We start from the raw sequence: 24,266 nt of genomic DNA, 5'->3' as shown, positions 1-24,266 counted from the left end.
CCCGCAGGTGCTCGAGCTCCGCGGCGCCGAGGCGATCTCGAGCCTGTACCGCGATGAGCTGGTGCTGGTCGCCCACGACCCGGCGCCCGCGGTGGACCCAATGCACGCGTTTACCCCAGGGCAGGTCGAGGTGCCCCGGAAGACGCCGCGGGGAAAGCTCGGTTCGGCCCGACGCCGGAGCTCGTCGGGCTCGGCGAGGTGGCGCGACCGCAGCGATCTATCTACGCATTGCCATCCTCTGCGTCCGGAGCTCTTCGAAGCCTCGACTCCGTGAGCGCACCGATGTTCTCCGGGCTCGGCACCAAGGGGACCCATTGCTCATGCGAGAACATCACGATCTCAGCGACCCGCTTGGCGAGCAGGCGATCGCGGTCGGCCGCTCTCTCGAAGCCTGCGAATCCGAACGAATGTGCCGCCTGCAGATCCTCGATACGCCGCTGACAGGTGCGGTACAGCGCCCAAAGCTGCTGAGGCTTCCTCAGCTGGAGCCATGTCGTCATTCCCGCTGCCAGCAGCGAGAGCAGCGACGGCACCAGCTTGCTCAGCCAGAACCCCTCGCCGAGCATGACGAAGACCGGTGCCACCAGCGTGCATGCGACAGTGGCGGTGAAGCAGATCAACGCCTCGGCCTTGTTGTGATCCGCCTTTCTTTCGAAGTGTAGACGCCACTTCCCCGCATAGCTTACCGCGTCAATCTCGTCGGCCATGGTGATTCGAACTTTGCTGTCTCTCGAGGAGAGCACGCTTCCAGTTCGCCGCTACGTATCGCGCCCGAGGCGTGCAGGTCGAGGCTACGCGCACCTCTGACGGTGGATCAAGTCGGCCGGGATGTCGTAGGGAGCCAACCGGGAGCCATCCTCGGTCCCTCATCAGCCGCAGGCGAACCCTACGCGCAGGAGATCCGTCCATGCCGCTCACGAAGACCTCCGCAGCTCGACGGCTGCCCCCACATCATCGCACCCGGCCGAGGGGCCAGCGAATCCAGATGTCGGCAGCAAACGCCGATCGCGCCGGGAGCCTGGCAGCTCTATTTGCCGCTCAGAGCTTTCCAACTCCGGCCGACGCGGGCACGACCGTCTTCACGGCGTTCGCGTCGCTCGTCAGCGCGGAGGAGTACGCGTACGGGATGTCCGCCGCGCAATTGGCGGGATAGGCGCGCGACGTGCGGCTCACCTCGACGTTCGAGATGCGCTCTGCCTTCCCGGGTGAAGGGCCCGGGCCGGATCCCCGGCGCGGCGATCACCTGATGGTGGCGAACGGCTTGATCTGCGCCTCGATGGCTGCCCGATCCCCGGCGATCACGATCGTCATCCGCGAGTCGTCGAGGTACTTCTGCGCCACACGTCGCACGTCCTCCGGGGTCACCGCGAGGACGCGCTCCACGTAGGTGTCCAGGTGATCGTCCGGCAGCCCCTGGAGGTCCACGTCCTCGAGCGCGTTGATGAGGCTGCCTCGCGAAGACATCTGCAGCGCGAACGCGCCGGCCATGTAGCGCTTGATCGAGGACAGCTCCTCCTGCGAAGGCGGCTCGGCCTGGAGCCGGTCGATCTCGGCGAAGATCTCCTTGAGCGCGGGACCCGTGACAGCCGTCGTGATCTCGGCGGCCTCTACCCAGTACGCCGTCCTCCGGTGGTCCACGAGCACGCTCACGGGCGAGTACGTATACCCCTTCTGCTCGCGGATGTTGCTTATGATGCGGGACGAGAAGGCCCCGCCGAGCAGCGTGTTCGTCACCTCGAGAGCGATGCTGTCGGGGTGACGGCGCTCGATCACCGGCAGGGCCAGGCGCACGACCGACTGCGGCGCGCCGGGCCGGTCGATGACGTGGATCTCCCGGGCGCTCCGGCCGACCGGAGGCGTGCGTTTGGGCTCCGCGCCGCGCTTCCAGCTGCCGAAGGCGTCGCGGATCGCAGCCTCCACCGCGGCCGCGTCGAACCGCCCAGCCACATAGAGGTGCGCGCGCGCCGCCGCGAAGTTCGCCTCGTGGAAGGCGCGGGCGTGCGCGGCCGAGTACCCTTTCAGCATGGCCGGCTCGGGGAACAGGCGGCCATAGGGGTGCCCGGGATAGAGCAGGGCGCCGAGCTTCTCCCGGGCGAGCTGCGCGGGATCGGACTTCGCGATCGACAGGGCGCGGAGCAGGTCCGCCCGGATCCGGGGCACATCGGCCTCCGGCAGCCTCGGCCGCTGCGCCACGTCGGCGATGAGCTTCACCAGCTCCGGGCCGCACTCGGAGAGCGCGTCGCCCTCGATCTCCGTCGTATCGAAGCCGACGTCGACCGCGAGCTGCCCGCCCATGCGGGCCGCGGCCAGCGCGATCTCCTCCGCGCTCCGGGCGGTGGTGCCCTCCTCCATCAGCTCGCCGGTCAGGCCAGACAGCCAGACCTGATCGGCGGCCTCATCGATGTTGCCCGTGCGCACCGAGAGCTCCACCGTCACCTTCGGCAAGGTGCCAAAGGGGATCAGGGTGGCCCGCATCCCGTTCGGCAACGTGAGCTCCGTGGTCGATGGGACGTCGACGTCCCTGGGGGGGCCTGGTCGGGGCGGCCCTTCGGCGCGCGCCGCAGCGCCGAGGAGGGTGAGCGAGGCGAGCGTGGTGAGCACAGCGCGTTTCATGAGGGCCTTTCTCCGTCTACCTACCTGTCGGCCCTCTTCGGGCTCTTCGTCTCGGTTTGCCCCTGCGGCAGGCTGCCCGCGGCCGGCTCCTCCGCAGCGGCCGGCTCCTCCGCGGCCCCGGGGGCGACGGTGAGCACCGTCCGGTTCGTCGGCCTCAGGTACTCGCGCGCGGTCGCATGCAGGAGCTCTGGCGTGATCCGGGCGAGCTCCCCCTCGATCCGGTTGAGCCGCTGCGGATCGTCGTCGAAGAGCGCAAAGCAGGCGAGCAGGTCCGCCCGGCCGAGGCCGTGCTCCGAGTCGACAAGGTCGTAGAGCTCGGAGCGAGCCTTCAGCACGGCGAGCTCCAGGGTCGCCCGATCGACGGGCTCGCGCCGGACCCGCTCGATCTCCTCGTCGATCGCCGCGAGGATCACGTCTGCGGGCTTGTCGGTGTCGTGGATGAGATAGGCGGTCCACAGCGCCGGGCCGTTGATGTTGAACATGTTCCCGAGCCCCACATTGATGCCCCCACCCACGCCGCCGGTGAGGCCGCGCCGCCGCACGAGGGCCTGATGCAGGCGGCTGTCATCGCCTCGGAGCAGGATCTGATGGAGCAGGCCCATCGCGTAGTACTCGGGCGTGTTGCGCGGCGGGGCGTGGTAAGCGACAGCGAGGGCGGGGCGGGTGGCGAGCGCGTCGGTCCTGCTGGCGCGCTTCTCCTCCTCCTGGCGCGGCTCGGCGGTGTCGGGCCGCTCCGGCTGCGGGGACCGCGGGATGTCGCCGAGGTGCTCCTTGACCCACGCGAGCGTCTGCGCCGGATCGAACTCGCCGACGACCGCCACGACCGCGTTGTTCGGCGCGTAGTAGGTGCGGAAGAACGCCGTCACGTCCTCGAGCGTCGCGGCGTCGAGATCCCTGAACTCGCCGTAGAAGTTGTGCGCGTTGTGCCAGTTCTCGTTGGCGAACTGCGGCATGTCGAGCCACGGGAAGCCGCCGTACGGGGTGTTGAGGATGCCGCCCTTCACCTCGTTCTTCACGACGTCCTTCTGGTTCGCGAGGTTCTCCTCGGTGATGTCGAGGCCCCGCATCCGGTCGGCCTCGGCCCAGAGCATGATCTCCACGGTGTTGGAAGGAACGGTCTCCCAGTAGTTGGTGAGGTCGAACCGGGTCGAGCCGTTGAGGACTCCGCCGTGCGCGTTGACGAGCCGGATGAACCCCATCTTTCCCAGGTTCTGCGAGCCCTGGAACATCATGTGCTCGAACAGGTGGGCGAACCCGGTCCGATCTTTGGGCTCGTTGCGGAAGCCGATGCCGTAATAGACGGCGACTGTCGCGATGGGGGCCGTCGTATCGCGCGAGAGGACGACCTTCAGGCCGTTGTCGAGCTTGTGGTACGCGACGTCGACCTGGAGCCGGGCCGGGGCGCCGGGCAGCGCGGGCGCGTCAGGCGCGGCGGCGGGCGGCGGCGAAGCAGAGCTGGGCGCGTCGCTGGTACAGGCCGCGCCAGCGCAGAGCGAGGTGGCGAGCGCGAGGGCGAGAAGGCGGATCCGGATCGAGGGCAGGAGCATCGTGGGCGCCTTGGCAAGGACTGCGGATCAAAGGCGGGCCAGAGGAGCGGCCGGCCAGGGCGGCTATGCACCGTGGGATGATGCCAGCGCGATGTCGATCACCTGATGCTGCGCAGAGACATGGCAATGGGGTCGTCGTCGCCGTCGCGATCGCGCCCGTTCGCAGGTCGCCGCGGCCTCCTCCTTCCGAGGCGCCAAGGACGAACTCGACCGGTCAGGCCTCCGCCGACACGGCGCTTCAGTCTGCGCGGGTCTCCACAGGCCTCCCGCCGATCGACGCAGCGGTGAGCCCGTCGGCCTGCACCACGCACGCCTGGATCGGCCGGCCGAGCGACGCGCGCCCCGCCACGGCCCCGCGCTGCGCGTCGAGGAACGAGATCCCGCCGCGCGCGTCGCACAGCGCGAAGCCGCCCGCGTAGGCGGCGCCGCCGAGGAAGTCGGCCTCGCCGGCGTGCGCCCAGGCGAGCGCGCCGGAGCGCGCGTCGAGGCCGACCGCGGCCCGGTAGTACGTCGCCACGTAGCGCTCCGCCTCGATGCCCGGCGGGCCGGCCGGCCGGGGGCGGGCGTAGAGCCGCGCCCGGTCCTCGGCCAAGGCGGTCGGCGCGAGCACCTCGGTCCCGGCGGTCATCCAGACCGGCGCCCCGGGCAGCTCGCGCGCCGGCAGCCGCGCGGTCGACGCGCGCCCGGCCGCGCCGAGCCCGATCGAGGCGTCGAACCGCGTCGCCGCCTCGCCGCCGAAGAAGACCGCCCCGCCGAGCAGGAAGGCGCGGCTCACCTCGGTGCGGAGCAGCGCCCGCGCCACCTCGCCGCCGGTCTGCAGGTCGAACACCGTGACGTAGCGCCCCTGCCAGGGCAGGAACGCGTAGCGCCCCACGACCGCGGGCACGCCGATGGCGGCGGAGTCCTCGATCTGGCGCAGCACGAGGCCCTCGCGGCTCACCGCGAGCACGACGCTCGTGGTGCCGGTGGTCGACACGAGCGAGACCACGGTGGTCTCGCCGTCGTCGCCCGCGCCGCGGAGCCTGCCGCCGGCGCGCCGCGTCCAGAGCAGCTCCCCGGTGCGCGCGTCGAGGGCGAACAGCTCGCCCCGGCCGAGCCCGACGACGACGCTCCCCGCGACGGCCGGGCGCGCGTCGAGCGGGTGCGCGAAGGTCCACGCCGGGCCGCCGTCGAGCGGCACCCCGACGAGCTCGGGCGCGCCCGCGCCCGCGACGACGCCGACCGCCACGTCGGCGCCGAGGGGGATGCGCCTGCCCGCGAACCGCCGCTGGAAGGCCGCGATGCCCGCGCCGCCGTCGTCCTTCCAGCGCGGGTCGAACGCCTCGCCCTGCGTCTGGCCGCCGCCGCAGGCGACGGACAGGGCCGCGAGCGCAGCGCAAACAGGGACGAGCGGCGCGCGGGCGCGGGCGGCGGCGCAGAGCGCGCGCGGGCGCGGGGCTCGTCCGCGGGCCGTGGCCGGAATAGCCCTGTTCGAATCCATGATCTCGGGCACCTGCGTCCACGTTCCGGCGATCCCCCGCATGCGGTGTGTTCCTGCGCCGGTCGTAGCGTGGCTTCGGCTCACCGAGCAAGTGAGGGGGGTTTCTGCGAGCAGCGCTCTGGCAGCTCACGCCGAGAAGGCGCCGTCGATCGTCAGGCTCACGCCGTTGATGTAGGTCGACTCGGGCCGGGCCAGGTACGTGACGAACCGCGCGATCTCGTCGGGGTCGGCGATGCGCTTCTCGGGGCTCATGTTGCGCACCCAGTCGACGTGCGGGCCGTCGGCCGGCATCATGTCGGTCGTCGTCGGGCCAGGCTGGACGTTGATGACCGAGATCCCGCGCGGGGCCAGATCCAGCGCCAGCCCGCGCACCAGCCGGGCGACCGCGGCCTTCGTCATCCCGTACACGGCCGAGCCGGCGAGCATCGCGCGCTCGGCGATGTTGCTGCCGATGACGAGGATCTTCCCGCCGCGCGAGAGGTGGTTCGCCGCGGCCTTGGCGGCGACGAACACGCCGCGCACGTTGACGGCGAGCATCCTGTCGAAGTCCTCGAGACTGTATTCCTCCACGTTGCCGAAGATCAGGATGCCGGCGTTGTTCACGAGGACGTCGAGCCCGCCGAGCGCCCTCGCGCCCTCGGCGATCGCGCGCTCGAGCGCGCTCGCATCGGCGCTGTCGGCCTGAAGGGCGATGGCGCGCCCACCCCCGGATTCGACGGCCGCGACGAGCTCTCGCGCCCGGTCCGGCCTGCTCACGTAGGTGAAGGCGACCGCCGCGCCCTCCCGCGCAAGGCGCTTCACGATGGCCGCGCCGATGCCGCGCGATCCGCCGATGACGATCGCCTTCTTCCCCGCGAGCGGCCCGATGTCGTTGTTCATGTTGAGCTCCTTTGTGTCGTTGGCTGTTGTGCTTCGGTTTACTTGAACGATCAGTCAAAAATAGCGCGCGGCGAGGGCGGGGCCCGGAGCGGCCGCCGCGCGATCAGCGCGGGCGCAGGCTCTGGACCGCGAAGGCCGCGACGTCGCGGAGGGCTTCGGTCGATGCGCCGGCCTTGGCCTGCACCTTCATCCCGCTGAGCGTGGTCGCGAGGAAGCGAGCGGCCGCGCGGCTGTCGACCGCGCGGCCGATGTCGCCCTTCGCCTTGCCGTCGTCGATGACGTCCTTGAGCACGGTCTCCAGCAGCGCGGCGCTGGTCGCGGTGAGCGCGCGCACCTCGTCGTCCTCGCGGGCGAGCTCGCAGACGGCGTTCACGCCCATGCAGCCGAGGGAGCGCGCCGCGCCGTGCTCCTCGGCGAGGTCGACGAGGACACGCTCGAGCGCCGCGAGCGCGCTCGGTCCGGCCCGGAGCTCCTTGATCACCGAGGCGATGCTGTCGGCGTTGTAGGCGCGGAGCGCCTCAAGGAACAGGCGTCGCTTGTCGCCGAACGTGTCGTAGAGGCTCTGTCGGCCGATCCCCATGGCACGGACGAGATCTTCGGTCGAGGTGCCGGCGAAGCCCTTCTCCCAGAAGACCGGGATGGCGCGCCGGAGCACCTCGTCGCGATCGAACTCCTTGGGACGGGCCACGGAGAGAGCATGATCGTTCTGGACTATTGAGTCCAGAAAAAAGAGCAGGGCACCGGGCCTGCTTTCCTGCGGCTCTGGCCATCGGGGCGCCGGGAGCGCCGTGTGCTCGACCGCGGGGCGGCAGCGCACCAGCCGAGGGCGCCCCATGGGCGTCCAGCTGGGGATGGGGGCCGCGATAGAGCCCGCGTCCCTGGATGAAGCGCTGCGTCCCTGGGTGACGAGCACGCTGCCGCAGTTGCCCCCTGCACGGAGGCGGAACAATCCCGTCCCTGGAGCGGCGCTCACCTGCGCGCGGTACGGGCTCAGCCGAGGAGCTCGGCCTGCGGCTAGGTGGCGCAGATCTGAAGCTTGAAAGGTCAGGCACGCTCGTTGCTCATGACGCCCGCACCCCGCGCGACCCCCGCGAGAATCGGAGCGCGATGAGGGGCTATCCGGAAGCTCTGAGCTTTCGGCGGCGAGGAACGCGCGCTCGTCGAGGACCGGCGGCGTCAAGGCCGGGCGCGCGACCTCACACAGGCTGGGTAGTACGGGGGCCACCAGCAAAGAGAATGAAACATCGGTTTCTCCCAGCCTCAGGGCCATTTCGAGTTCGCATCATTCACTGCGAGGTTCAATCATGAAACGATTTCATTGTGAGACGCTCTCCGTGTGCATCCTGGCAGCGGGCGTCGCCGCTTGCAGCGGCTCGACCGGCGATCCTCTGCCGGTGGGCTCGACGAGAGGCCCCCAGCCCGACCAGGCTGCGCCGATCTCCTCCGGGGACGACGGCTCCGGAGCGGAGGGGGATGATCTCGCCCCCGCCGGGGAGCTGAACGACGATACCAGCGCGACCGAGGAGGAGCTGAGGCCCAAGGAGGACGACTCCCCCCTGTCCACCCTCCCGTTCGACCCCACGGGGAGGGAGAGCCCGAAGGGCCTCTCGCTCCCCTTGCAAAACGTGACCTGCCCCAGCTTCGAGGGGTTCACGTGGCATGACGAGACTCCCACGACCGGCGCGGACCTCGGGAACGCGGTCGCCGCGTCCTGCGACGCCGTCTACCAGGTCGGGTCCACCACCGGGGCCATCTCGGGCGAGGTGAACAGCGGCGCGAGTGACGCCTTCATCCGCAAGGTCGGGCAGGACGGGAACCTGTTGTGGGGCGCGCAGGTCGGCACGTCGGCGAGCGACCAGGCGACGAGCGTCGCCGTCTCCTCGGCCCAGTGCCCCACGAGCGGCAACGAGTCGCTCTACGTGGTCGGCCACACGAGCGGCGCGATCGAAGCCGGCCAGCACAAGGGATCGTCGGACGCCTTCCTCGTCAAGCTGAACGCAAACGGCACCGAGGCGTGGCGGCGCCAGTTCGGTACGGCTGTGGTGGATCAAGCGTGGTCTGTGGCCCACGCGCCTGACGGCAGCGTCTACGTGGTGGGCTCCACAGGCGGGAATCTCGCCGGGGTAAACCCGCCGCCGACGAGCGGCACGACGTCGCTGTTCGTGGCGAAGTATTCGGCGAGCGGCGATCCTGTCTGGACCAGGCAGCTCGGAGTGAACAACAGGACGACCATCGCGCGCAGCGTGTCCGTCGGAGCCGATGGGCAGGTCTACGTCGCCGGTTACACCACCGGCGCGCTGGCAGGCCAACCGTACGCGGGCGGCAGCGCTGACGCCTTCGTCGCCCGCTACAGCGACAGCGGTGCTCTGGGCGGGGTGGCTCTCCTCGGCACGAACCTCCAGGACCAGGCGTTCAGCCTGACCACTGCGGTGGAGTCGGGTCAAACCGTCGTCTACGTCTCCGGCACGACGAACGGGAACTTCCCCCCTTATGCCTCTTCGACGGCGTATGACGCCTTCCTCGCCAAGCTGGACGCGAGCCTCACGACGCAATGGATCCGGCAGACAACGGCGAGCGAGAACGTCTCCGCTACGTCGGTGGCCGTCATCGGTGGATCTGTCGTGTTGACCGGCCAGACCCCCCGCGACCTCGACTCCGACGCGTCCCTCGGGAGCGCGGACATGTACCTGCGCGAGTACAGCACGGCGGGGGCACACCTGCGCACCGAGTACATCGGCACGAACGCGACGGAGGCGGGACAAGGCGTCGCCGTCGATCCGAGGGGCAACGTCTTCCTGACGGGCAGGACGGACGCGCCGTTCTGCGGTCACTCCTTCGGCGGCGGTGGTAGCGACGCCCTCCTCGTCAAGGTCATGAAGGGGTGCCGGGTGGACACCGCTGATTCGTCCTGCAAGCCCGCCGTGTGCTGGGGAGACCCCCATTACGTCAGCTTCGATAATGTCGCCTTCGACTTCCAGGGGGAGGGCGATTTCGTCATGGCGACCAGCACGGCCACTCCCGATCTGGAGATCCAGATCCGGCAGTGCCCCGTGTCGCCGGGCGTCTCGACCGGCCGGGCCGTGGGCGCGCGCATCGCGGGTGATCTCGTGGAGTTCCACGCGAACGGCGCGCTCTACTTGAACGGGCAACAGGCGACGGTGCCGTCGAGCGGCGCGCTCGCGCTCGCCGGCGGCGGGAGCGTCTACCAGTCCGCGAGCGGCAGGACCGTGCTGGCCTGGCCGACGGGAGAGCGGCTGGCGGTGCATCCAAGGAGCTATGCCCTCGGCTTGTACCTGGACATGCTCTTCCTCGTCCCGCCGGCCAGCGTGGGCAACATGGTCGGCCTCTTCGGGACCGCCGATAACGACCCCACCAACGAGTTCATGATGGCCCGGGACGGCAGCGTGCTGAGCAGCGCGCTGACGTTCTTCGAGATGTACCAGGACACGAACAGCTACGCGGACGTCTGGCGTGTGGGCGCCGCCCAGGGCGACGTCGCGCTCATCCAGCAGGGCACGCCGTGCGGCGATCCGGCCGTTCCCGTGCAGCCAGCGTGGCTCAACAACCTGACCCCCGCGCAGAGGGCCGCGGGCGAGCAGGCCTGCGCCGGCATCGCCGACGAGGCCGTCAAGCAGACGTGCATCCTCGACGTGGGCCTCACCGGCGACCTGAGCTTCGCGGACTCGGCCCAGGAGGTCGCCACGGATCTCGCGAGCCACGGGCAGGGCGGGCCGGTCATCAACAGCCCCCGCAGCGTCTACTTCAACCAATTCACCGGATCCATCGGCCAGGAGTGGGCGTCCATCGTCACCAGCGTCACCCCGCTCGGAGACCGCACCTTCCTGGGGCAGTTCGGCAACGAGACGGCGCACCTGACGCTCAACGATCTCGCCCCCCACACCGAGCTGACCGTCAGCTTCGACCTCTACCTCATCAACGCCTGGGATGGCGATGGCCCCTTTGGCCCCAGCGTCTGGGCCGCCTCCGCGGACGGCGTCGAGCTGCTCAGCGAGTCCTTCTCCAACACCATGAGCTCCCAGAGCTATCCGCTGGACGGGAGCCTGGCCGGGGCGGGAGCGCTCGAGGTGAACACCCTCGCCTATCCGTACGGCGATTCCGTGTACCGCATGAAGCTGGTCTTCCCGCACTCCGCGCCCGACCTCGCGCTCGACCTGTCCGCGACTGGGCTGACCGGCCTCTTCGATGAGGGCTGGGGCGTGACCAACTTCGAGGTCCAGGGGCGCTGACGTTCGCCGAAATCGCCGTGAAATAGTGAGGGGGGTTGAGATGAACGAGGATGCGGCGCACCGCCTCTGGGTCCGTGATCGTGGAGAGCGCGCGCATCCTCCGTTCGCACCTCGGGCATCGCAAAGCATCGAACCCGAAGGTGTGTTTCATGAGCACGGCCCCCCGCACGCATCCTCTCCTCTCGGTCAGCCGCTGCTCTTCAGCCCCTCCCTCGCCGGGCCCGCGCCGCTCAGCCAGCCTCCGCGAGGAAGGCTGCGAGCTTCTCCGGGTTGCGGTGGGCATAGATCCCTCGAATCACGCCCTCGTCGACGCTCACGCTCACGGCGGCGATCAGCCGATCTTCGTCGTGGACCAGGAGCCCCGGGGAGCCGTTGAACCACCGCAGCACGAAGCGGTAGCGGCCATCGGGGTGCGCCGTGGCGCTCCAGACGCGGGCGAAGAAGGTGCTCACCGCGTCCGCGCCGCGGAGCACATGGGTCACCGTCTCGGCCTTGCCGCCCCCGTCCGCGTGGAGCTCCACGCCCTCCGCGAGCAGGCTGCGGAGCTCGTCGATCCGGCCGGCGCGGGCGGCGTTCAGGAACGCGGTCAGGAGGCGCTGGTGCTCGGTGGACGACGCCGCGAACTTCGGCCGCGCGTCGCGGACCCGCGCGCGGGCGCGGGAGGCGAGCTTCCGGCACGCCGCGCTCTCTTTGCCGAGCAGGGTGGAGATCTCGTCGAAGCTGTAGCCGAACACGTCGTGCAGCAGGAACGCGGCGCGCTCCTTCGGCGTCAACCTCTCGAGGGCGTGCATCAACGCCACCGAGACCGTCTCGTCGATCTGCGGCTCCTCGTCAGGGCTCCGCGCACCTTCCATCAACGGCTCCGGCAGCCATGTGCCCACGTACGTCTCTCTCCGGGAACGCGCCGATTGCAGCGTGTTCAACGCGATGCGGCTGCACACCGTGACGAGCCACGCGCGCGCGTCGCGGATCTGGTCGATGTCTGTCTGGCTCCACTTCAGGAACGTCTCCTGCACGATGTCGAGAGCGTCGGCGCGCGTGCCCAGCATCCGGTAAGCGAGCCCCTCGAGGAGGGGGCGGTGGCTCTCGAAAAGACGCGTTCGGTGATCCATGACGGTTACTCGATGGCGTTGGACATCAGCACGGCGAAGCGCCAGCCCTGCGCCGTCCGCCGGAAAACATGCGTGTATTTCTGCCGCGCGGCGAAGACGCCAGCGGCCCCGCCGCGCCGCATGGCCACCTCTTGCCGGCCCACCTCGACGGCCAGGTCGCCGCTCCGCTCGATCCGCTCCGGCATCTTCCTGAACGACGCGAAGCTCGCGCTCCGGAAGAGCTCCGCTTCGCACGCGAGGAACCGCTCGCGGCCGGAGACGACATCGTGCCCCGGGATCAGGAGCTGGATGTCGTCGGTGCAAAGCGCCGCGTAGGCCTCCGCGTCGCCCCGCTGGATGGCAGCGGCCTGCGCAGCCCGCAGCCCGCCGATCTCCCGGCGATCTTCCTCGGTGAGCGGCCCGAGCCACACCGGCTCTCCAGGAGAGGCGAAGAGATGGTCGATCTCGGCCCGCGCGCACGCGACGCGACGCGACCGAGAGGCCTCGTCTCCGCTCATCCCATCCAGCGAGATCACGTCGACCTTCGTGACGCCGATGAAGGCCAGTATCGCCCGCAGCGTGCGGGTCTGAAGCTCGTCCTCGGCGGCGGGCGAGGCGACGCCGCCGCGCGCCGTCACGATGGACGCCGACTTGCTTGTAAGAAGGCCCACGTAGCGCCCTTCTACCTGTGCAAACGTACGGTCATTGCGGATGACGTGATCGAAGTAGGCCTTGAGGGTCGATGGCAGCGTGAGGTTGTACAGCGGGCTGCTGATCAGCAAGTGATCGGCCGAGCTCAGCTCATCGATCAAGGCGTCGGACAGCACGAGGCCCTCGGGCGGCGGCCCCCCGGAAGGCGGCGGGGGCGCGAGAAATGCAGCGATGGTCACGGCGTCGAGGTGCGGCACCGGATACCGGGCGAGGTCGCGAACGATGACGCGGCCGCCCGGATTCGATTCTGTCCAGCGTACCTGGAAATAGTCCGCCACGCTCCGCGAGATTGACCCTTGCGTACGGGCGCTTGCATCGATTCTGAGCAGTCTCTTCATGTCCTCTCCGGGTGGGGTCCGCTCCCAGGACAAGGCAGCCCCCCGGAATGTGACCGCCGGCGCAGCCCGGACGCAGGCGCCCACGCCCGAGCGCTGCGGCGATGGACTGCCGAAGGGGGCCAGCGGCCGATGTCACGTCGAGCCGCTGCCGCCGCCGGACGGCGAGGCCGCGGCGGGCGGGCCTGCGTCTGGTGCGGCCGGGGAGCCCGGTGGATGCACGCTCCGGCCGTCCGATCGCTACGGCGAGGGGATGACGGAGCCGCTCACGCGCCGGCCGCGCCGGTTCGTGGGGTTTGGGCGTCACGAGAGGACGGCGCCGCGCCGCGCTCGATCCAGGTGAGGACACGGCCCGCGGGATCGCGCGTCCAGATCCCTGACAGCCTCTCGCTCAGGGCACCGTCGTGTTGAGCAGGAGCTGATTCGCCTGGCTATAATTCCCCAGCATGAGATCCAGGTCCCCGTCGCCATCCATGTCGCCGACGTCCCCGTCGGCCGTCAAGAGGAGGGTCTGGGTGAGCCAGGGGGCGTCGATCTGGGCGAAGTAGCCGCCGGCGTTCGTGTACAGCGAGTGCTTGCGCGATAACATCGAGGGGATGTTGCCCCGCAGCATGACGATGTCCACGTCGCCGTCCATGTCGAAGTCGCCGAGCTCGACCTCGCGAGCGTCGGCGTCGTAGGCGTGCGCGCTGATCCGGCTCGCCGTCACGTTGGCGAAGTACCCGGTCCCGTTGTTCGAGAGCAGGACAATCTGAGCTCCGCTTGCGGGGGCGAACACCAGATCCAGGTCCCCATCGGTGTCGAGGTCCGCAGCCTCGACGTCGACCGACCCGAACGTCGTCAGCGGCAAACTAGCGCCCAGACGACCGCTGGCGTTGACGAACGGGCCTCCCTGGGTGTTGCGCAAGAACATCGTCGTGGTGCCGGCCAGGATGAGCTCGGGGTAGATGGCTTGACGGATCGCGAGGCAATCCGCCTGCTGGGCCGGCGTCACCGCGCCGCTCGCCACGAGCCCGGCGACCGATCGCTTGGGATCCGAGCAGATCCCACACAGGGCAGCAGGGCGGCCAGCGCACGCGGAAGCGTTGACGTCCGCGATCTCGACGCACAGCGCCTTCTCCACCGTGATGTTCTGCGTCGTGGTGCCGAACCAGAAGCTGCTCTGGTCGGTGAACACGCCGTTGCCCCCGTTGATGAGCAGCGTCGAGTTGCCCGGCGAAACGTTCCCGAAGAACGCGTCGAGATCGCCGTCGGCGTCCACGTCGCAGAGCTCGACCGCGCGATCCGACATCGTGGTCGATGGCAGGCGCCCGGTCGTGGCCACCGTGAAGGTGCCGCCGGAGTTGAGGTACAGGGCGGCCTGCTTCGACGCCGTCGTGCCCGTGGCGGAATCAGCTGCCGCGATGATGTCCATGTCGCCGTCGCCGTCCACATCGCCGGAATCCACATCGGTGTGAATGACCAGCACGCTGGGGAACTGCAGCGCCGTGACGTCCACGAGGTGGCCGCCGTCGTTCCTGAGCAGGCGCGGCTGCATGAGAGCGACCGAGTAGGGCGTGATGAACACGTCGAGATCACCGTCGTTGTCGATGTCGATCAGGTCGATGTCGCTGGTCGCGGTCGTCGTGCCCAGCGGGACGCGCCCCACCGTGCCGTCGGTGAACAGCGGCTGCGGAGGCAGCGGCGCGGTGAGCGCGGCGTGCGCGTCGACGATGCCGCCGGTGCGGGTGAGGCCGGCGAACGCGGGCAGCGGCGCGGCGGTCTGCTCGATCATCTTCACCACGCGCACGGGGTCACCCCGCAGCTCGCTGTGCTGGGACAGGAGCAGCCCGGCAACGCCGCTGACCATCGGGGTGGCGAGGGACGTGCCGTTGGCGCCGAGGAACGTGTTCGTGCCAGGCGCCGCGACCGAGACCGTCTTCGCGCCATAGGCGGACGATTGGCCGCCCGTCCAGACGGAGCGGTTGCCGGACTGGTCGCTCGCCGCGACCACGATCTTGTTGGGCAGCCCGAGATGAGCGGGGAAGTCGGCGACGAGCGGATTCCCAAACGAATCGACCGCGTCGAGGTTGGTCCCCCAGTTGCCCGCGGCGGTCACGAACAAGAGGTGGGCGACGCCGAGGTCCCAGACGGCCTCCGTCAGGTGACGAAGGGCGTCCTCGGGAGTGTACGAGATGCCCGTCCAGCTGTTGAAGCTACCGCCGAACGAGCTGTTGACGATGTGCGCGCCGTTGCGCGCGGCGTACTGGTACGCCTCGAGGATGGCGTCGTACGTCGGGGCGGCGACGGTCGTCGGTGTGCCGTTCACGATGCGCGTCTCCAGGCGCCCGTTGCCCAGGGGCATGATCTTGACCCGCTGCATCACGCCGGTGTAACCGGCGCAGTCGTCTCCGATCTCGCCGAGAGCCCCCGCCACGATGTCTCCGTGCGTGTTTCCGGTGTCCACGGGCGACGGGTCGTTCGGCCTGAGCGGGCTGCCGCCGAGGTCTTGCCCCGGGCGCGCGAACTGGAAGCCGCGGCAGTCGTCCGGATAGCCGTTCTCGTCATCGTCTCGCGCGGCTCCGTCGCAGTCCTGTCCTTCGGGCGCGCCCAGCAGCGCGCCCGGGGGCAGGGCGTTGCAGGCGACGCCGCCGGGGCCGATCTCGTCGGCAATCGAGCCGTCGCCGTCGTCGTCCAGGTCGTTCGTGTAGATGCGCGCGACGTCGGGATCGAGCAGATCCGTCGCGCCGTCGCCGTCATCGTCCACCCCGCAGCCGCCGGGGCAGCCGTCGCTGTTCAGGTCCGACCGCGGGCAGGTCCCGCCCGTCGTGAGTGGCATGCAGTCGCTGCTGCACGGGGGCGCGGCGCAGCACTCGTCCGCGTTGAGGTAGATGTTGTCGACCAGCGGATGAGGGCCCGGGCCGCCGCAATTGTCCGTGCCGGAGTACGCCGCCTGATAGTAAATCACGCCGCTGTCGACCACCGCGACGACGACATCGTGGGATCCTCGCTGGATATCCCAGGCGGCGTCCACGTTCATCGCCTCGATGTACCAGTCCTGCGTATAATAGAATGGATCGTTCGGCACATAGGTCGGCACGGCGATCAGGTTGGGCAGGGCGAGCCGCACCGGCTCGCCGCCCGCGAGGAGCGCCGAGAGCGCCTCCCTCTCCGTCCCCTTCGGCACGGTGACCACGCCCATGTCCGGAGTGATCTGCCGCGCGAGCACGCCCTGTACACCGGAGAGGACCCTCCCGCGCTCCTCCGTCGACGTGCCGGAGCTGAACTTCACGATGAGCTCGCCCGGCACCATGGACGCGAGGGACACGACCACGATGTCAGAAGCGCTCTCGTTGCCGTCGATGTCGGTCGCGACGATGTGGACCCGGTTGGGCGTCAGGAACTCACCCGGGTCGTTCCGGAGCGGCAGGTCGATGGAGAACTCTCCTGCCGGCGTGAGCGCCGACGCTTGCGCTGGCGCATCGCCGATGCTGACGCTGACCGATCGCGCCAGCGTGTTGTCCTCGACGCGGCCTCGCAGGGTGAATGTCCCCTGAGCCACGATGTCCCCCTTCGCCGAGGACCTCGCGTAGTCCTCGGCGACGCGGAGCCTCGGGGCCTCGTCCGTCGCGCCGAGGCGGATGGCGTCGAGCCGGCAAGGGCCCGTGGCGCCCCGCGGGAGATCCAGCGCGATCGTGAGCCGCAGGTCGTCGTACTCTGTCTTGAGCGCCGCCACCAGCTCGGCAGGCAGCTCGAAATCGACGCGTGTGAACTGACCCGCCGCTCCCTGGGGGAGCGCGACCTCCTGGACGAACCGGCGCTCGATCCCCTGGGAGGGCAGCTCCACGAACAGGTGGACGTGCCCCAGCGGCTCCGCGCCGGGCGGCGCCTCCGGGAGCGACAGGCTGATGGAGAGGGTGGAGTGGACCGCCGCGAGGGTGCTGAGCGGCGCGCTCACCAGCTCGTGGTACCCGCTGCCGGGCACCTCGAGGCTCTTCTCGCCGTGCGCGCGCTGGTCGCTCGCCTGCGCGGCGCCGCCATCGAGCGTCCACGCGCCCGCGTCCTCGAACCCGAGGATGCTCTCGTTCGACGGTCGCGCCGCGCCGGCGCTCGGGGCGCCGCCCGGAGCGACGCTCGTGCCATCGCAGCTGCATATCAATGCCGCGGCGACGACCCATCGTCCACGTTTCATATCACTCTCTCGCTGATGCCCGAAGATTGAACCAAGATGGAAGTCGGCAGGTCCACGATGGAGGACCTTCAGGGGGCGCGCTGCATGACGTGCCTGTCGCCGGCCCGTTGGACGCCGGCCCGCGTGTCGGGCGTGCACCGGGCGCCAGGCAGGCATGGCAATGCTCATGCCCGCCGGTTCTGCACGCGCGGCCATGTCTTTCGGCCGGCTTCTCTCGCGAGGGCGGGCGTGAGGTGGCGCGATGTCACGGTGCGACGGCCCGCTGTCACGTGACAATGTCACGTGACAGTCACGGGACACGAGCCGGCCCGCCGCTCCGGCCCCCGGCTGGCCTCGACGAAGCACGTCTCCGGCTTCGGCCTCGGATTGTAGATGACGCGGCGCATCTCCGTCCCAGCCGCAGCCTCCGCCGATCGCCCGGATCCGCCTTACGCCGCGCGTGCCCCTGCCGCACGAGTCGGTCGATCAGGGGTGTGGGGTCGTGCTCGGCTGGGCTCCATCGGCATCTGACACACGAGGCTATGCCCGCTGTCCGGCGTAGCCCACACGAAGGGGGACCCCATGTCCGTGTGCATCACCGATGTCATCGCCCGCGACATCCGCTTTCCGACCTCGCGCTCTCTCGCCGGCTCGGACGCCATGAACCCGAGGCCGGACTACTCGGCGGCCTACGTCGTGCTCGAGACCGATGGCCCGGAGCGGATCGAGGGGCATGGCCTGACCTTCACGATCGGCCGTGGAAACGAGCTCTGCGTGGCGGCGATCGACGCGCTCCGCCCCCTGCTCGTGGGCAGGCGCGTCGACGCCATGACGGCCGACATGGGCGCTTTCTGGGACGAGATCACCGGCGACAGCCAGCTCCGCTGGGTCGGCCCGGAGAAGGGAATCATCCACCTGGCGACGGCCGCCGTCGTCAACGCCGCCTGGGATCTGTGGGCGAAGACCGCGGGCAAACCGCTCTGGAAGCTGCTCGTGGACATGACCCCGGAGGAGCTCGTCCGCTGCGTCAGCTTCCGCTACATCACGGACGTGCTGAGCCCCGAGGAGGCGCTCGAGATCCTTCGCCGGAACGCGCCTACCCGCGCGGCGCGGGAAGACGAGATGCGGCAGCACGGCTTTCCCGCCTACACGACGTCGGCAGGGTGGATCGGCTATTCCGACGACAAGCTGCGCCAGCTCTGCCGCGAGGCGCTCGCGCGCGGCTTCTCGCATTTCAAGATCAAGGTCGGCGCGAGCATCGATGACGACGTCCGCCGGGCGCAGATCATCCGGGAGGAGATCGGGGCGCAGCGCCGGCTCATGATGGACGCCAACCAGGTGTGGGACGTGGACCAGGCCATCGCCAGCATGCGGCGCCTCGCCGCGTTCGATCCGTGGTGGATCGAGGAGCCCACGAGCCCCGACGACATCCTCGGCCACGCCGCGATCGCCAGGGCGATCGCGCCGATCGGCGTGGCGACGGGGGAGCACACCCACAATCGCGTCATGTTCAAGCAGATGTTCCAGGCGGACGCGATCCGGTTCTGCCAGGCGGACGGCGCCCGGCTGGGCGGCGTCAACGAGGTGCTCGCCGTGCTGCTCATGGCGGCCAAGTTCGGCGTCCCGGTCTGCCCTCACACCGGCGGGGTCGGCCTCTCGGAGATCATGCAGCACATCTCGCTCTTCGACTACATCTCCGTGAGCGCGTCGCTCGAGGATCGCATCCTGGAGCATGTGGATCACCTCCACGAGCACTTCGTCGATCCGGTCGTCGTCCAGGCTGGCCGGTACATGCCGCCCACCGCGCCGGGGTACAGCACCACCCTGCGGCCCGAGTCGCTCGATCGGTTCGAGTTTCCGACCGGCGCGGCGTGGGCGAGGTGAGGCAGGCTGACGACCTGCCGTGCGCCTGCCAGAGCAGCCGAGCGCTCGGGAGGCTAGGACCGGGCCCTTTGTCTCGACGCGATCACGGCTCTTCGAGCCGCGAGCGGACGACCTCGCCGTCGAGCGTGCTGCCGTCGGCCTCGATATAGAGGTGATCGCCCACGATCGTGACCGCCCATTGGCGCCGCAAACCCGTGTTCTCCGCGAGCGCGGCGACGAGCCGGTGGTCGACGGTGGAGAGCGAGATCGCGCCGGTGACCTTGCTCGCGCGCGAGGCGGCCTCACGCGCGCCGGACACGAGCTCGTCGCGCCGGCGCGCGTCCGAAAAGAGCGCGTGAACGGCCACGCCCGCGTTGTGCTGCACGACTCTCTTGAGCTTCTCGAAGGGCGCCGCGCCGCACTCGATCCAGGTGAGGACGCGGCCCGCGGGATCGCGCGTCCAGAGGTCCGCCCCCTCGGCGTCGGCGAGCCCTGGGCCGAAGGCGAGGCCCTCCTCGTGAAAGAGGCAATACGCGAGCACCCGCAGCATGACGTGCTCGGCGCTCTCCGACGGGTGGCGGGCGACGATCACCCGCTCGCTCGCCTCGCGGCCGCGATCGACGTGCGAGAGGTCGATGCGGAAGTCCATTCGCGACGAGGGGAGTGCCATCGATGCTCCCGCTAGCCTCGATGCGCCGCGCCGCTGTCGCCGAACGCGGCTTCGGGCAGCGCCGCTGCCGCTTCTTGTTGCTCTCGCCGCAGGCGGGCATCGAGCACGACAACCCCTGTGTTCAACATCGATGACCTCCGGAGCGCGCCGCTGTTCGCATCGCGCAGGACCGTGCTCCAGCCGAGTACCACGCGAGCGAAGGAGAGCCTATCTGGAACGTGCCTCACGGTCACGTGCTTCGCGCGGGTCTCCCTCGCACGGCTTCGCGATCGTCGGCCGGTGATGGTACAGGGCCTTGTCCATGATCTCCCGCCGCGCCGTGATCGCCGCAGCCGGCCTGTTCTCCGCCGGCGCGCTCGCCCCGGGCCTGGCCCGCGCGGCGGGGCGCGTGCCCGCGCCCCTCCCGGCGTTTCCCCTCTCGATCGCTGTGACCGAGGAGGAGGCGGGGAAGCCGGTGCGCGACGACGCCTGGATCGACGCGCAGATCGCCGAGGCGGTCCGGCTGTTCGAGCCCGCCGGTGTGGCGTCGCCCCCTCCGGGGCTCCTCCGTGCCCCCGCCCCGCGCGGCATCCTACCTACTCATCGCGAACCATCCGACACGCGCGGGAAAGGCCTGGATTTCGGCTCGATTCGAGGAGGACGCGAGACCCATCACGCGCTCGTTCGAAATCACGAGCGACCCGAGTAAACTGTGCGGGAATGTTCTACGTGTCGAAGCTCGCAGCGCTGCGGATCGCGGGGGTGTTCGTGCTGGCCTCGCTCGGGGGCTGCTCGAGCGAGGCAAGCAAGGCGAGCGAGGCGAGCGGGGCGAGCGGGGCGAGCGATGACGGGAAACCGCCTGCGCCGGCCCCGAAGTCGCTGGCCGTCGTGTTCACGCCGAAGGGAGGCACCTTCCAGGCGTCCGAGCCCGTGGAGCTCACGGTCGAGGACGAGCGCGCCGCGGTGCACTTCACGACCGACGGCTCGCTGCCCACCGCGAGCTCGCCGGTCTACGTCGAGCCGCTCGTGCTCACCGCGTCCACGCGGGTGCGCGCCCTCGCCGTCGTCCCTCACGCCGCGCCTTCCGGGGCGGGGGGCAACGGGGGAGCGGGGGGCAACGGGGCGGCGGGCAGCGACGGGGCCGACCTCCTCGGGCCGATCGCGAGCGAGGCGTATTTCAAGGTCGCCGCCGATAGCGCGGAGTTCAGCTCGGAGTTGCCGATCGTCGTGATCCACACCTTCGAGTCGAAGCAGCTCGACCCGCTCGAAACCGAGTTCGTCCCGGCCACGTTCATGCTGCTCGAGCCCAACGCCGGGCAAACCAGGCTCCTGGGCCGCGCGAGCTTCGATGGCCGCATCGGCATCCACGTCCGCGGCGCGACGTCCCGCGAGTTTCCGAAGAAGCAATACGCCGTCGAATTTCGTGACGACGCTCTGGACACCGATCTCGACCGGGAGTTCCTGGGGATGCCGGCGGACTCCGACTGGGTGCTCAGCGATCCGGTGAGCTTCGACCGCTCGCTGATCCGCAATGCGCTCGCCTTCGAGATGAGCAACCGCATCGGCCGGTACGCGCCGCGCACGAGCTTCGTCGAGGTGTTCCTCGTCGACTCGGGGGCCGACGTGGCGAAGAAGAGCTTCCTCGGGTTCTACACGGCGATCGAGAAGATCAAGCGCGGTCGGGATCGTGTCCCGGTGGCCAAGCTCTCGGCCGACGATCTCACGGAGCCGAACGTGACCGGCGGCTTCCTCTTGCGCATCGACAAGGGCGACGATCAATTCAAGGCCGCCGGCCAGGACCTCCAGTTCGTGTACCCCGACCCGGAGGACATGCTGGCCCCCGCGCGAAGGCCGCAGCTCGACTACATTCGCGGTTACATCGACGACTTCGGTCAGGCCGTCGACGCGGATGACTTCAAGCAGCCCAGCAGCGGCAAGCACTATTCGAGCTTCATCGATCAAGACGCCTTCATCGACCACAACATCATCAACGCCCTGACGAAGAACGTCGATGCCCTGCGGATCAGCACGTACTTCTTCAAAGATCGACAGGGCCTCCTCTCGGCCGGTCCCGTGTGGGACTTCGACCGGAGCCTCGGAACGCCCTACGATGAACGCGCGTTCGAGCCGGAGGAGTGGAAGCTCGAGGGCTCCGACGGGACCGACTACTTCACGGAGGGCTGGTGGGGGTCGCTGTTCCGCGATCCGGCGTTCAAGGCGCGATACAAGGCACGTTTTCTGGCGCTGCTCCAGGGCGAGCTCGCGCCCGACAAGCTCGACGCCATGGTGGACGGCCTGGTGCGCAAGGCGGGAGCTCCGGCCGTGGAGAGGAACTTCGCGCGCTGGCCGGATTCCCCGCCTCTCAATGGGTCCCACGACGCCGAGATCAGCCTGCTCAAGGACTTTCTCCGCAGGCGGGCCAGCTGGATTCGCGACGAGCTCATGACGTGGTGAACGTGCGTTTCATGAGCGCGGCCCACGCGACGTAGCGCGACGTTGCGAACAACTCCCCGTCGAGCAGCCGCCCGAGGGCAAGACCGAGATCAGGATGAGCAACGACCTTGAGAAATGGATGCGCCTGGCGATCGAGGAGGCCGAGCGGGCGCGCGGAGGAACGGGCGACAACCCTTGGGTCGGCTGCGCGATCGTGAGCGCCGCCGGGGAGCTCCTCGGCAGCGGGCATACCCTGGGGCCGGGTGAAGATCACGCGGAGATCGCCGCGGCACGCGCGGCGCACGCGCGCGGACTCAGCGTGGTCGGAGCGACGCTCTATTCGACCCTCGAGCCCTGCTCGTTCCACGGCCGCACGCCGGCGTGCTCGCGATCGATCATCGAGCGCGGCGTGGCCCGCGTCGTGATCGGGATGAACGACCCGAACCCGCGCGTCGACGGCGAAGGCGTTCGCATCCTGCGCGGAGGGGGCGTCGAGGTCGTGGAGGGCGTATGCGAAGCAGAAATCCGCCGGCAGCTCGGGGGTTGGGTGCTCGATCACCATCCTCACGAGCCGCTGCGGCGCGCGCTGACCTTGCCGGCATCGGACCGCGTCCCGCGGCTCGCGGAGATCTACGGCGTCGATCAGCCCCGCATCGAGGCGCTGCTCGCGAAGGGGTAGAGATCGCACAGAGACCGAGCAGAGCAGGGTCGTGACGCTCCGCGCTTCCCCGAAGGCGCTTCTGTCGATGGCGGGGCTCGCGCTCCTCGGCGCCGCTGCGCTCGCGTCGCGGCGCCCCGCGCCGAGCGCGCCCGCTCTCCCGGGGGCGAGCGTGATCGCTCCAGCTGCGCCGAGCGCGCCCGCTCCTCCGGAGCCCCCGCCGCCCGCTCCCGCGACGCTTCCCCCCGCGGAGGGCCCGGCGGCCGGCGCCCCCGTCCAGCCCGAGGTGATGACCGTCGAGGGAGAGGACTACCGCGTCCATGTCTTCGCGTTCCGCCTCGCGAACGCCCATTTCGAGGTCGTCGACGTCGAGATGTCGCGCGACGTGGCAGGGGTGCTCGAACGCACCCGCGCGTCGTTCGTCATCAACGGTGGCTTCTTCGATCGACAGAGGAGACCCGAGGGGCTCGTCGTGGTCGATGGCCGGGAGCTCGCGCCGCTCGCGCCCTCGCTCGGGGGCGGCGTGCTGGTGGTCTCCGGCGGCCGCGCCGCCCTGCACGACGCCGCCGGGTTCGTCCTTTCGCCGGGCGCTCACCTCGCGGTGCAGGGGCTGCCGCGGCTGGTGCTCTCCGGCAGCCGGAACGTGCGCAGCGACGGCGGCCCGCGGGCGGAGCGGACCGCGCTGTGCGTGCTCGACAGGGGGCGGCGCATGGAGGCCATCGTCGCGCGCGGGGACATGGCGCAGAGCGGGCCCACGCTGGGGCTGCTCGCCGACATGCTGGTGGCGCGCGGATGCGAGCAGGCCCTCAACCTGGACGGCGGACCCTCGACCGGCGTGGCGTGGCGCGAGGACGGCGGCGCGCGCGAGATGACGCCGCGAGGGCCGATCCGGCACGCGATCGCGGTGTGGCTGGATCCCTGACAGGGGAATCGCAGGAGGAGCGCGGCTCGTGGCGGCTGCGCGCCCGCCGCTCGCTCGTATGCCGCTCGGGCCTACTCGCTTCGGTCCAGCTTCACGACGCGGGTGCCCGCGATGTGATCATGCACGCAGCGCCGATCCTTGCGAAAGATGAACAGCACGTCGACGAGGACGAGGAAGGTGCCCACGTACGGTATCTGAGCCACTGCCGCCTCTGGCAGGAGCCGTCGCAAGACGATCGTGCCGAAGGCCGCGGGCTTGCCGTCGCTGGCGTTGACGATCTGTATGTTCATCGTCTTCTTGCCGATCGTCTGCGCGCTGCGGGCGAGGAACGTGCCGTGAAGCACCAGGGTGAGCGCGAACCCCGCCAGCGCCCACAGCAACGACTGCAGAAACGGCAGCGCGGAGACCTTCGGAAAGTCGCGATAGACACCGCCCCAATACTGCAGCGGGACGAAGATGATGAGGGCCAGAACCGCGTCGATCATCGCCGCCCAGAAGCGCGACATGCGCGACGCGCTGCCATCGTAGGCTCGCTCCGAGTCAGTCTTCGGCTCGAGCGCGGTCGGCGGTTGATACGGGTTGGGAGCGGATTGAGCCATGGCTCATGCAACGCCGACCGCAGCCGCGCGTCAATTGGCTACCGGGGTTGCGTCCGTCACTGGTAATGAAACGCAACCCCCATCCCGCA

Annotated in this window: 18 protein-coding genes; 6 read left to right on the top strand and 12 right to left on the bottom strand. The window is 69.8% G+C overall.

Going from position 1 to position 24,266, the window contains the following annotated elements; all coding sequences use genetic code 11:
* Positions 1 to 221: 221 nt before the first annotated feature.
* From WME73_RS46205 to WME73_RS46175, 7 genes are all read right to left on the bottom strand, one after another.
* Positions 222 to 707 (bottom strand): SLATT domain-containing protein, encoded by a 486-nt coding sequence (locus WME73_RS46205; RefSeq protein WP_437742666.1) that lies wholly within the window; start codon positions 705 to 707, stop codon positions 222 to 224.
* A gap of 331 nt (positions 708 to 1,038) precedes the next feature.
* The gene (locus tag WME73_RS46200; RefSeq protein ID WP_437913720.1) at positions 1,039 to 1,173 is read right to left on the bottom strand and encodes a hypothetical protein; all 135 of its coding nucleotides are present in this window, start codon (positions 1,171 to 1,173) and stop codon (positions 1,039 to 1,041) included.
* A gap of 66 nt (positions 1,174 to 1,239) precedes the next feature.
* Entirely contained in the window at positions 1,240 to 2,613 is a 1,374-nt protein-coding gene (locus WME73_RS46195; protein WP_437742664.1) for a M16 family metallopeptidase, read from the bottom strand.
* A 20-nt stretch (positions 2,614 to 2,633) separates the two neighbouring features.
* Positions 2,634 to 4,160 carry a M16 family metallopeptidase gene (locus tag WME73_RS46190; RefSeq protein ID WP_437913719.1) on the bottom strand — a complete coding sequence of 509 codons (1,527 nt, stop codon included), beginning with the start codon at positions 4,158 to 4,160 and terminating at the stop codon, positions 2,634 to 2,636.
* Positions 4,161 to 4,398: 238 nt separating this feature from the next.
* Positions 4,399 to 5,682 carry an outer membrane protein assembly factor BamB family protein gene (locus WME73_RS46185; RefSeq protein ID WP_437913718.1) on the bottom strand — a complete coding sequence of 428 codons (1,284 nt, stop codon included), beginning with the start codon at positions 5,680 to 5,682 and terminating at the stop codon, positions 4,399 to 4,401.
* A gap of 84 nt (positions 5,683 to 5,766) precedes the next feature.
* On the bottom strand, positions 5,767 to 6,519 hold the full coding sequence (locus tag WME73_RS46180; protein WP_437854636.1) for an SDR family oxidoreductase: 753 nt from the start codon (positions 6,517 to 6,519) through the stop codon (positions 5,767 to 5,769).
* Positions 6,520 to 6,622: 103 nt separating this feature from the next.
* On the bottom strand, positions 6,623 to 7,207 hold the full coding sequence (locus tag WME73_RS46175; protein ID WP_437913717.1) for a TetR/AcrR family transcriptional regulator: 585 nt from the start codon (positions 7,205 to 7,207) through the stop codon (positions 6,623 to 6,625).
* A 616-nt stretch (positions 7,208 to 7,823) separates the two neighbouring features.
* Here WME73_RS46175 and WME73_RS46170 point away from each other — a divergent pair.
* Positions 7,824 to 10,766, top strand: a complete 2,943-nt coding sequence (locus tag WME73_RS46170; protein WP_437913716.1) for an SBBP repeat-containing protein — start codon at positions 7,824 to 7,826, stop codon at positions 10,764 to 10,766.
* A gap of 230 nt (positions 10,767 to 10,996) precedes the next feature.
* Here the strand turns inward: WME73_RS46170 and sigJ are convergent, their stop codons facing one another.
* The 3 genes from sigJ to WME73_RS46155 all read right to left on the bottom strand — a co-directional run bounded on the left by sigJ (position 10,997) and on the right by WME73_RS46155 (position 17,074).
* The gene (gene sigJ / locus WME73_RS46165) at positions 10,997 to 11,878 is read right to left on the bottom strand and encodes an RNA polymerase sigma factor SigJ (protein WP_437913715.1); all 882 of its coding nucleotides are present in this window, start codon (positions 11,876 to 11,878) and stop codon (positions 10,997 to 10,999) included.
* Positions 11,879 to 11,883: 5 nt separating this feature from the next.
* The gene (locus WME73_RS46160) at positions 11,884 to 12,906 is read right to left on the bottom strand and encodes an NAD(P)H-dependent oxidoreductase (protein ID WP_437913714.1); all 1,023 of its coding nucleotides are present in this window, start codon (positions 12,904 to 12,906) and stop codon (positions 11,884 to 11,886) included.
* A 388-nt stretch (positions 12,907 to 13,294) separates the two neighbouring features.
* The gene (locus tag WME73_RS46155; RefSeq protein ID WP_437913713.1) at positions 13,295 to 17,074 is read right to left on the bottom strand and encodes a S8 family serine peptidase; all 3,780 of its coding nucleotides are present in this window, start codon (positions 17,072 to 17,074) and stop codon (positions 13,295 to 13,297) included.
* 561 nt (positions 17,075 to 17,635) lie between these two features.
* Here WME73_RS46155 and WME73_RS46150 point away from each other — a divergent pair.
* The gene (locus WME73_RS46150) at positions 17,636 to 18,937 is read left to right on the top strand and encodes an L-fuconate dehydratase (RefSeq protein WP_437913712.1); all 1,302 of its coding nucleotides are present in this window, start codon (positions 17,636 to 17,638) and stop codon (positions 18,935 to 18,937) included.
* An 82-nt stretch (positions 18,938 to 19,019) separates the two neighbouring features.
* On the opposite strand, the gene WME73_RS46145 is transcribed toward WME73_RS46150, so the two are convergent.
* On the bottom strand, positions 19,020 to 19,586 hold the full coding sequence (locus WME73_RS46145; RefSeq protein ID WP_437913711.1) for a YaeQ family protein: 567 nt from the start codon (positions 19,584 to 19,586) through the stop codon (positions 19,020 to 19,022).
* 301 nt (positions 19,587 to 19,887) lie between these two features.
* On the opposite strand from WME73_RS46145, the gene WME73_RS46140 reads away from it, so the two are divergent.
* The 4 genes from WME73_RS46140 (at position 19,888) to WME73_RS46125 (ending at position 23,578) form a co-directional block, all read left to right on the top strand.
* The gene (locus WME73_RS46140; protein WP_437913710.1) at positions 19,888 to 20,274 is read left to right on the top strand and encodes a hypothetical protein; all 387 of its coding nucleotides are present in this window, start codon (positions 19,888 to 19,890) and stop codon (positions 20,272 to 20,274) included.
* 11 nt (positions 20,275 to 20,285) lie between these two features.
* Complete coding sequence (locus WME73_RS46135) at positions 20,286 to 22,019, top strand: CotH kinase family protein (protein ID WP_437913709.1); 1,734 nt, start codon at positions 20,286 to 20,288, stop codon at positions 22,017 to 22,019.
* A gap of 94 nt (positions 22,020 to 22,113) precedes the next feature.
* The gene (locus WME73_RS46130) at positions 22,114 to 22,677 is read left to right on the top strand and encodes a deaminase (protein WP_437742641.1); all 564 of its coding nucleotides are present in this window, start codon (positions 22,114 to 22,116) and stop codon (positions 22,675 to 22,677) included.
* Between the two features lie 31 nt (positions 22,678 to 22,708).
* Positions 22,709 to 23,578, top strand: a complete 870-nt coding sequence (locus WME73_RS46125) for a phosphodiester glycosidase family protein (protein ID WP_437913708.1) — start codon at positions 22,709 to 22,711, stop codon at positions 23,576 to 23,578.
* 71 nt (positions 23,579 to 23,649) lie between these two features.
* On the opposite strand, the gene WME73_RS46120 is transcribed toward WME73_RS46125, so the two are convergent.
* Positions 23,650 to 24,177 (bottom strand): RDD family protein, encoded by a 528-nt coding sequence (locus WME73_RS46120; RefSeq protein ID WP_437742639.1) that lies wholly within the window; start codon positions 24,175 to 24,177, stop codon positions 23,650 to 23,652.
* Between the last annotated feature and the right edge of the window lie 89 nt (positions 24,178 to 24,266).

This window comes from Sorangium sp. So ce302 (genome assembly GCF_051530145.1).
Lineage (GTDB): Bacteria > Myxococcota_A > Polyangia > Polyangiales > Polyangiaceae > Sorangium > Sorangium cellulosum_B.
Note: the sequence above shows the minus strand (reverse complement) of the source record. Positions and strands in the feature narration are given on the sequence as shown.

Bases quoted from the DNA above. Each gene is read 5' to 3' on its own strand.
- WME73_RS46185 (WP_437913718.1), bottom strand. From the start codon at position 5,682: ATGCGGGGGATCGCCGGAACGTGGACGCAGGTGCCCGAGATCATGGAT.
- sigJ (WP_437913715.1), bottom strand. From the start codon at position 11,878: ATGGATCACCGAACGCGTCTTTTCGAGAGCCACCGCCCCCTCCTCGAG.
- WME73_RS46140 (WP_437913710.1), top strand. From the start codon at position 19,888: ATGATCTCCCGCCGCGCCGTGATCGCCGCAGCCGGCCTGTTCTCCGCC.
- WME73_RS46205 (WP_437742666.1), bottom strand. From the start codon at position 707: ATGGCCGACGAGATTGACGCGGTAAGCTATGCGGGGAAGTGGCGTCTA.
- WME73_RS46155 (WP_437913713.1), bottom strand. From the start codon at position 17,074: ATGAAACGTGGACGATGGGTCGTCGCCGCGGCATTGATATGCAGCTGC.
- WME73_RS46150 (WP_437913712.1), top strand. From the start codon at position 17,636: ATGTCCGTGTGCATCACCGATGTCATCGCCCGCGACATCCGCTTTCCG.
- WME73_RS46120 (WP_437742639.1), bottom strand. From the start codon at position 24,177: ATGGCTCAATCCGCTCCCAACCCGTATCAACCGCCGACCGCGCTCGAG.
- WME73_RS46135 (WP_437913709.1), top strand. From the start codon at position 20,286: ATGTTCTACGTGTCGAAGCTCGCAGCGCTGCGGATCGCGGGGGTGTTC.
- WME73_RS46170 (WP_437913716.1), top strand. From the start codon at position 7,824: ATGAAACGATTTCATTGTGAGACGCTCTCCGTGTGCATCCTGGCAGCG.
- WME73_RS46145 (WP_437913711.1), bottom strand. From the start codon at position 19,586: ATGGCACTCCCCTCGTCGCGAATGGACTTCCGCATCGACCTCTCGCAC.
- WME73_RS46195 (WP_437742664.1), bottom strand. From the start codon at position 2,613: ATGAAACGCGCTGTGCTCACCACGCTCGCCTCGCTCACCCTCCTCGGC.
- WME73_RS46190 (WP_437913719.1), bottom strand. From the start codon at position 4,160: ATGCTCCTGCCCTCGATCCGGATCCGCCTTCTCGCCCTCGCGCTCGCC.
- WME73_RS46180 (WP_437854636.1), bottom strand. From the start codon at position 6,519: ATGAACAACGACATCGGGCCGCTCGCGGGGAAGAAGGCGATCGTCATC.
- WME73_RS46160 (WP_437913714.1), bottom strand. From the start codon at position 12,906: ATGAAGAGACTGCTCAGAATCGATGCAAGCGCCCGTACGCAAGGGTCA.
- WME73_RS46130 (WP_437742641.1), top strand. From the start codon at position 22,114: ATGAGCAACGACCTTGAGAAATGGATGCGCCTGGCGATCGAGGAGGCC.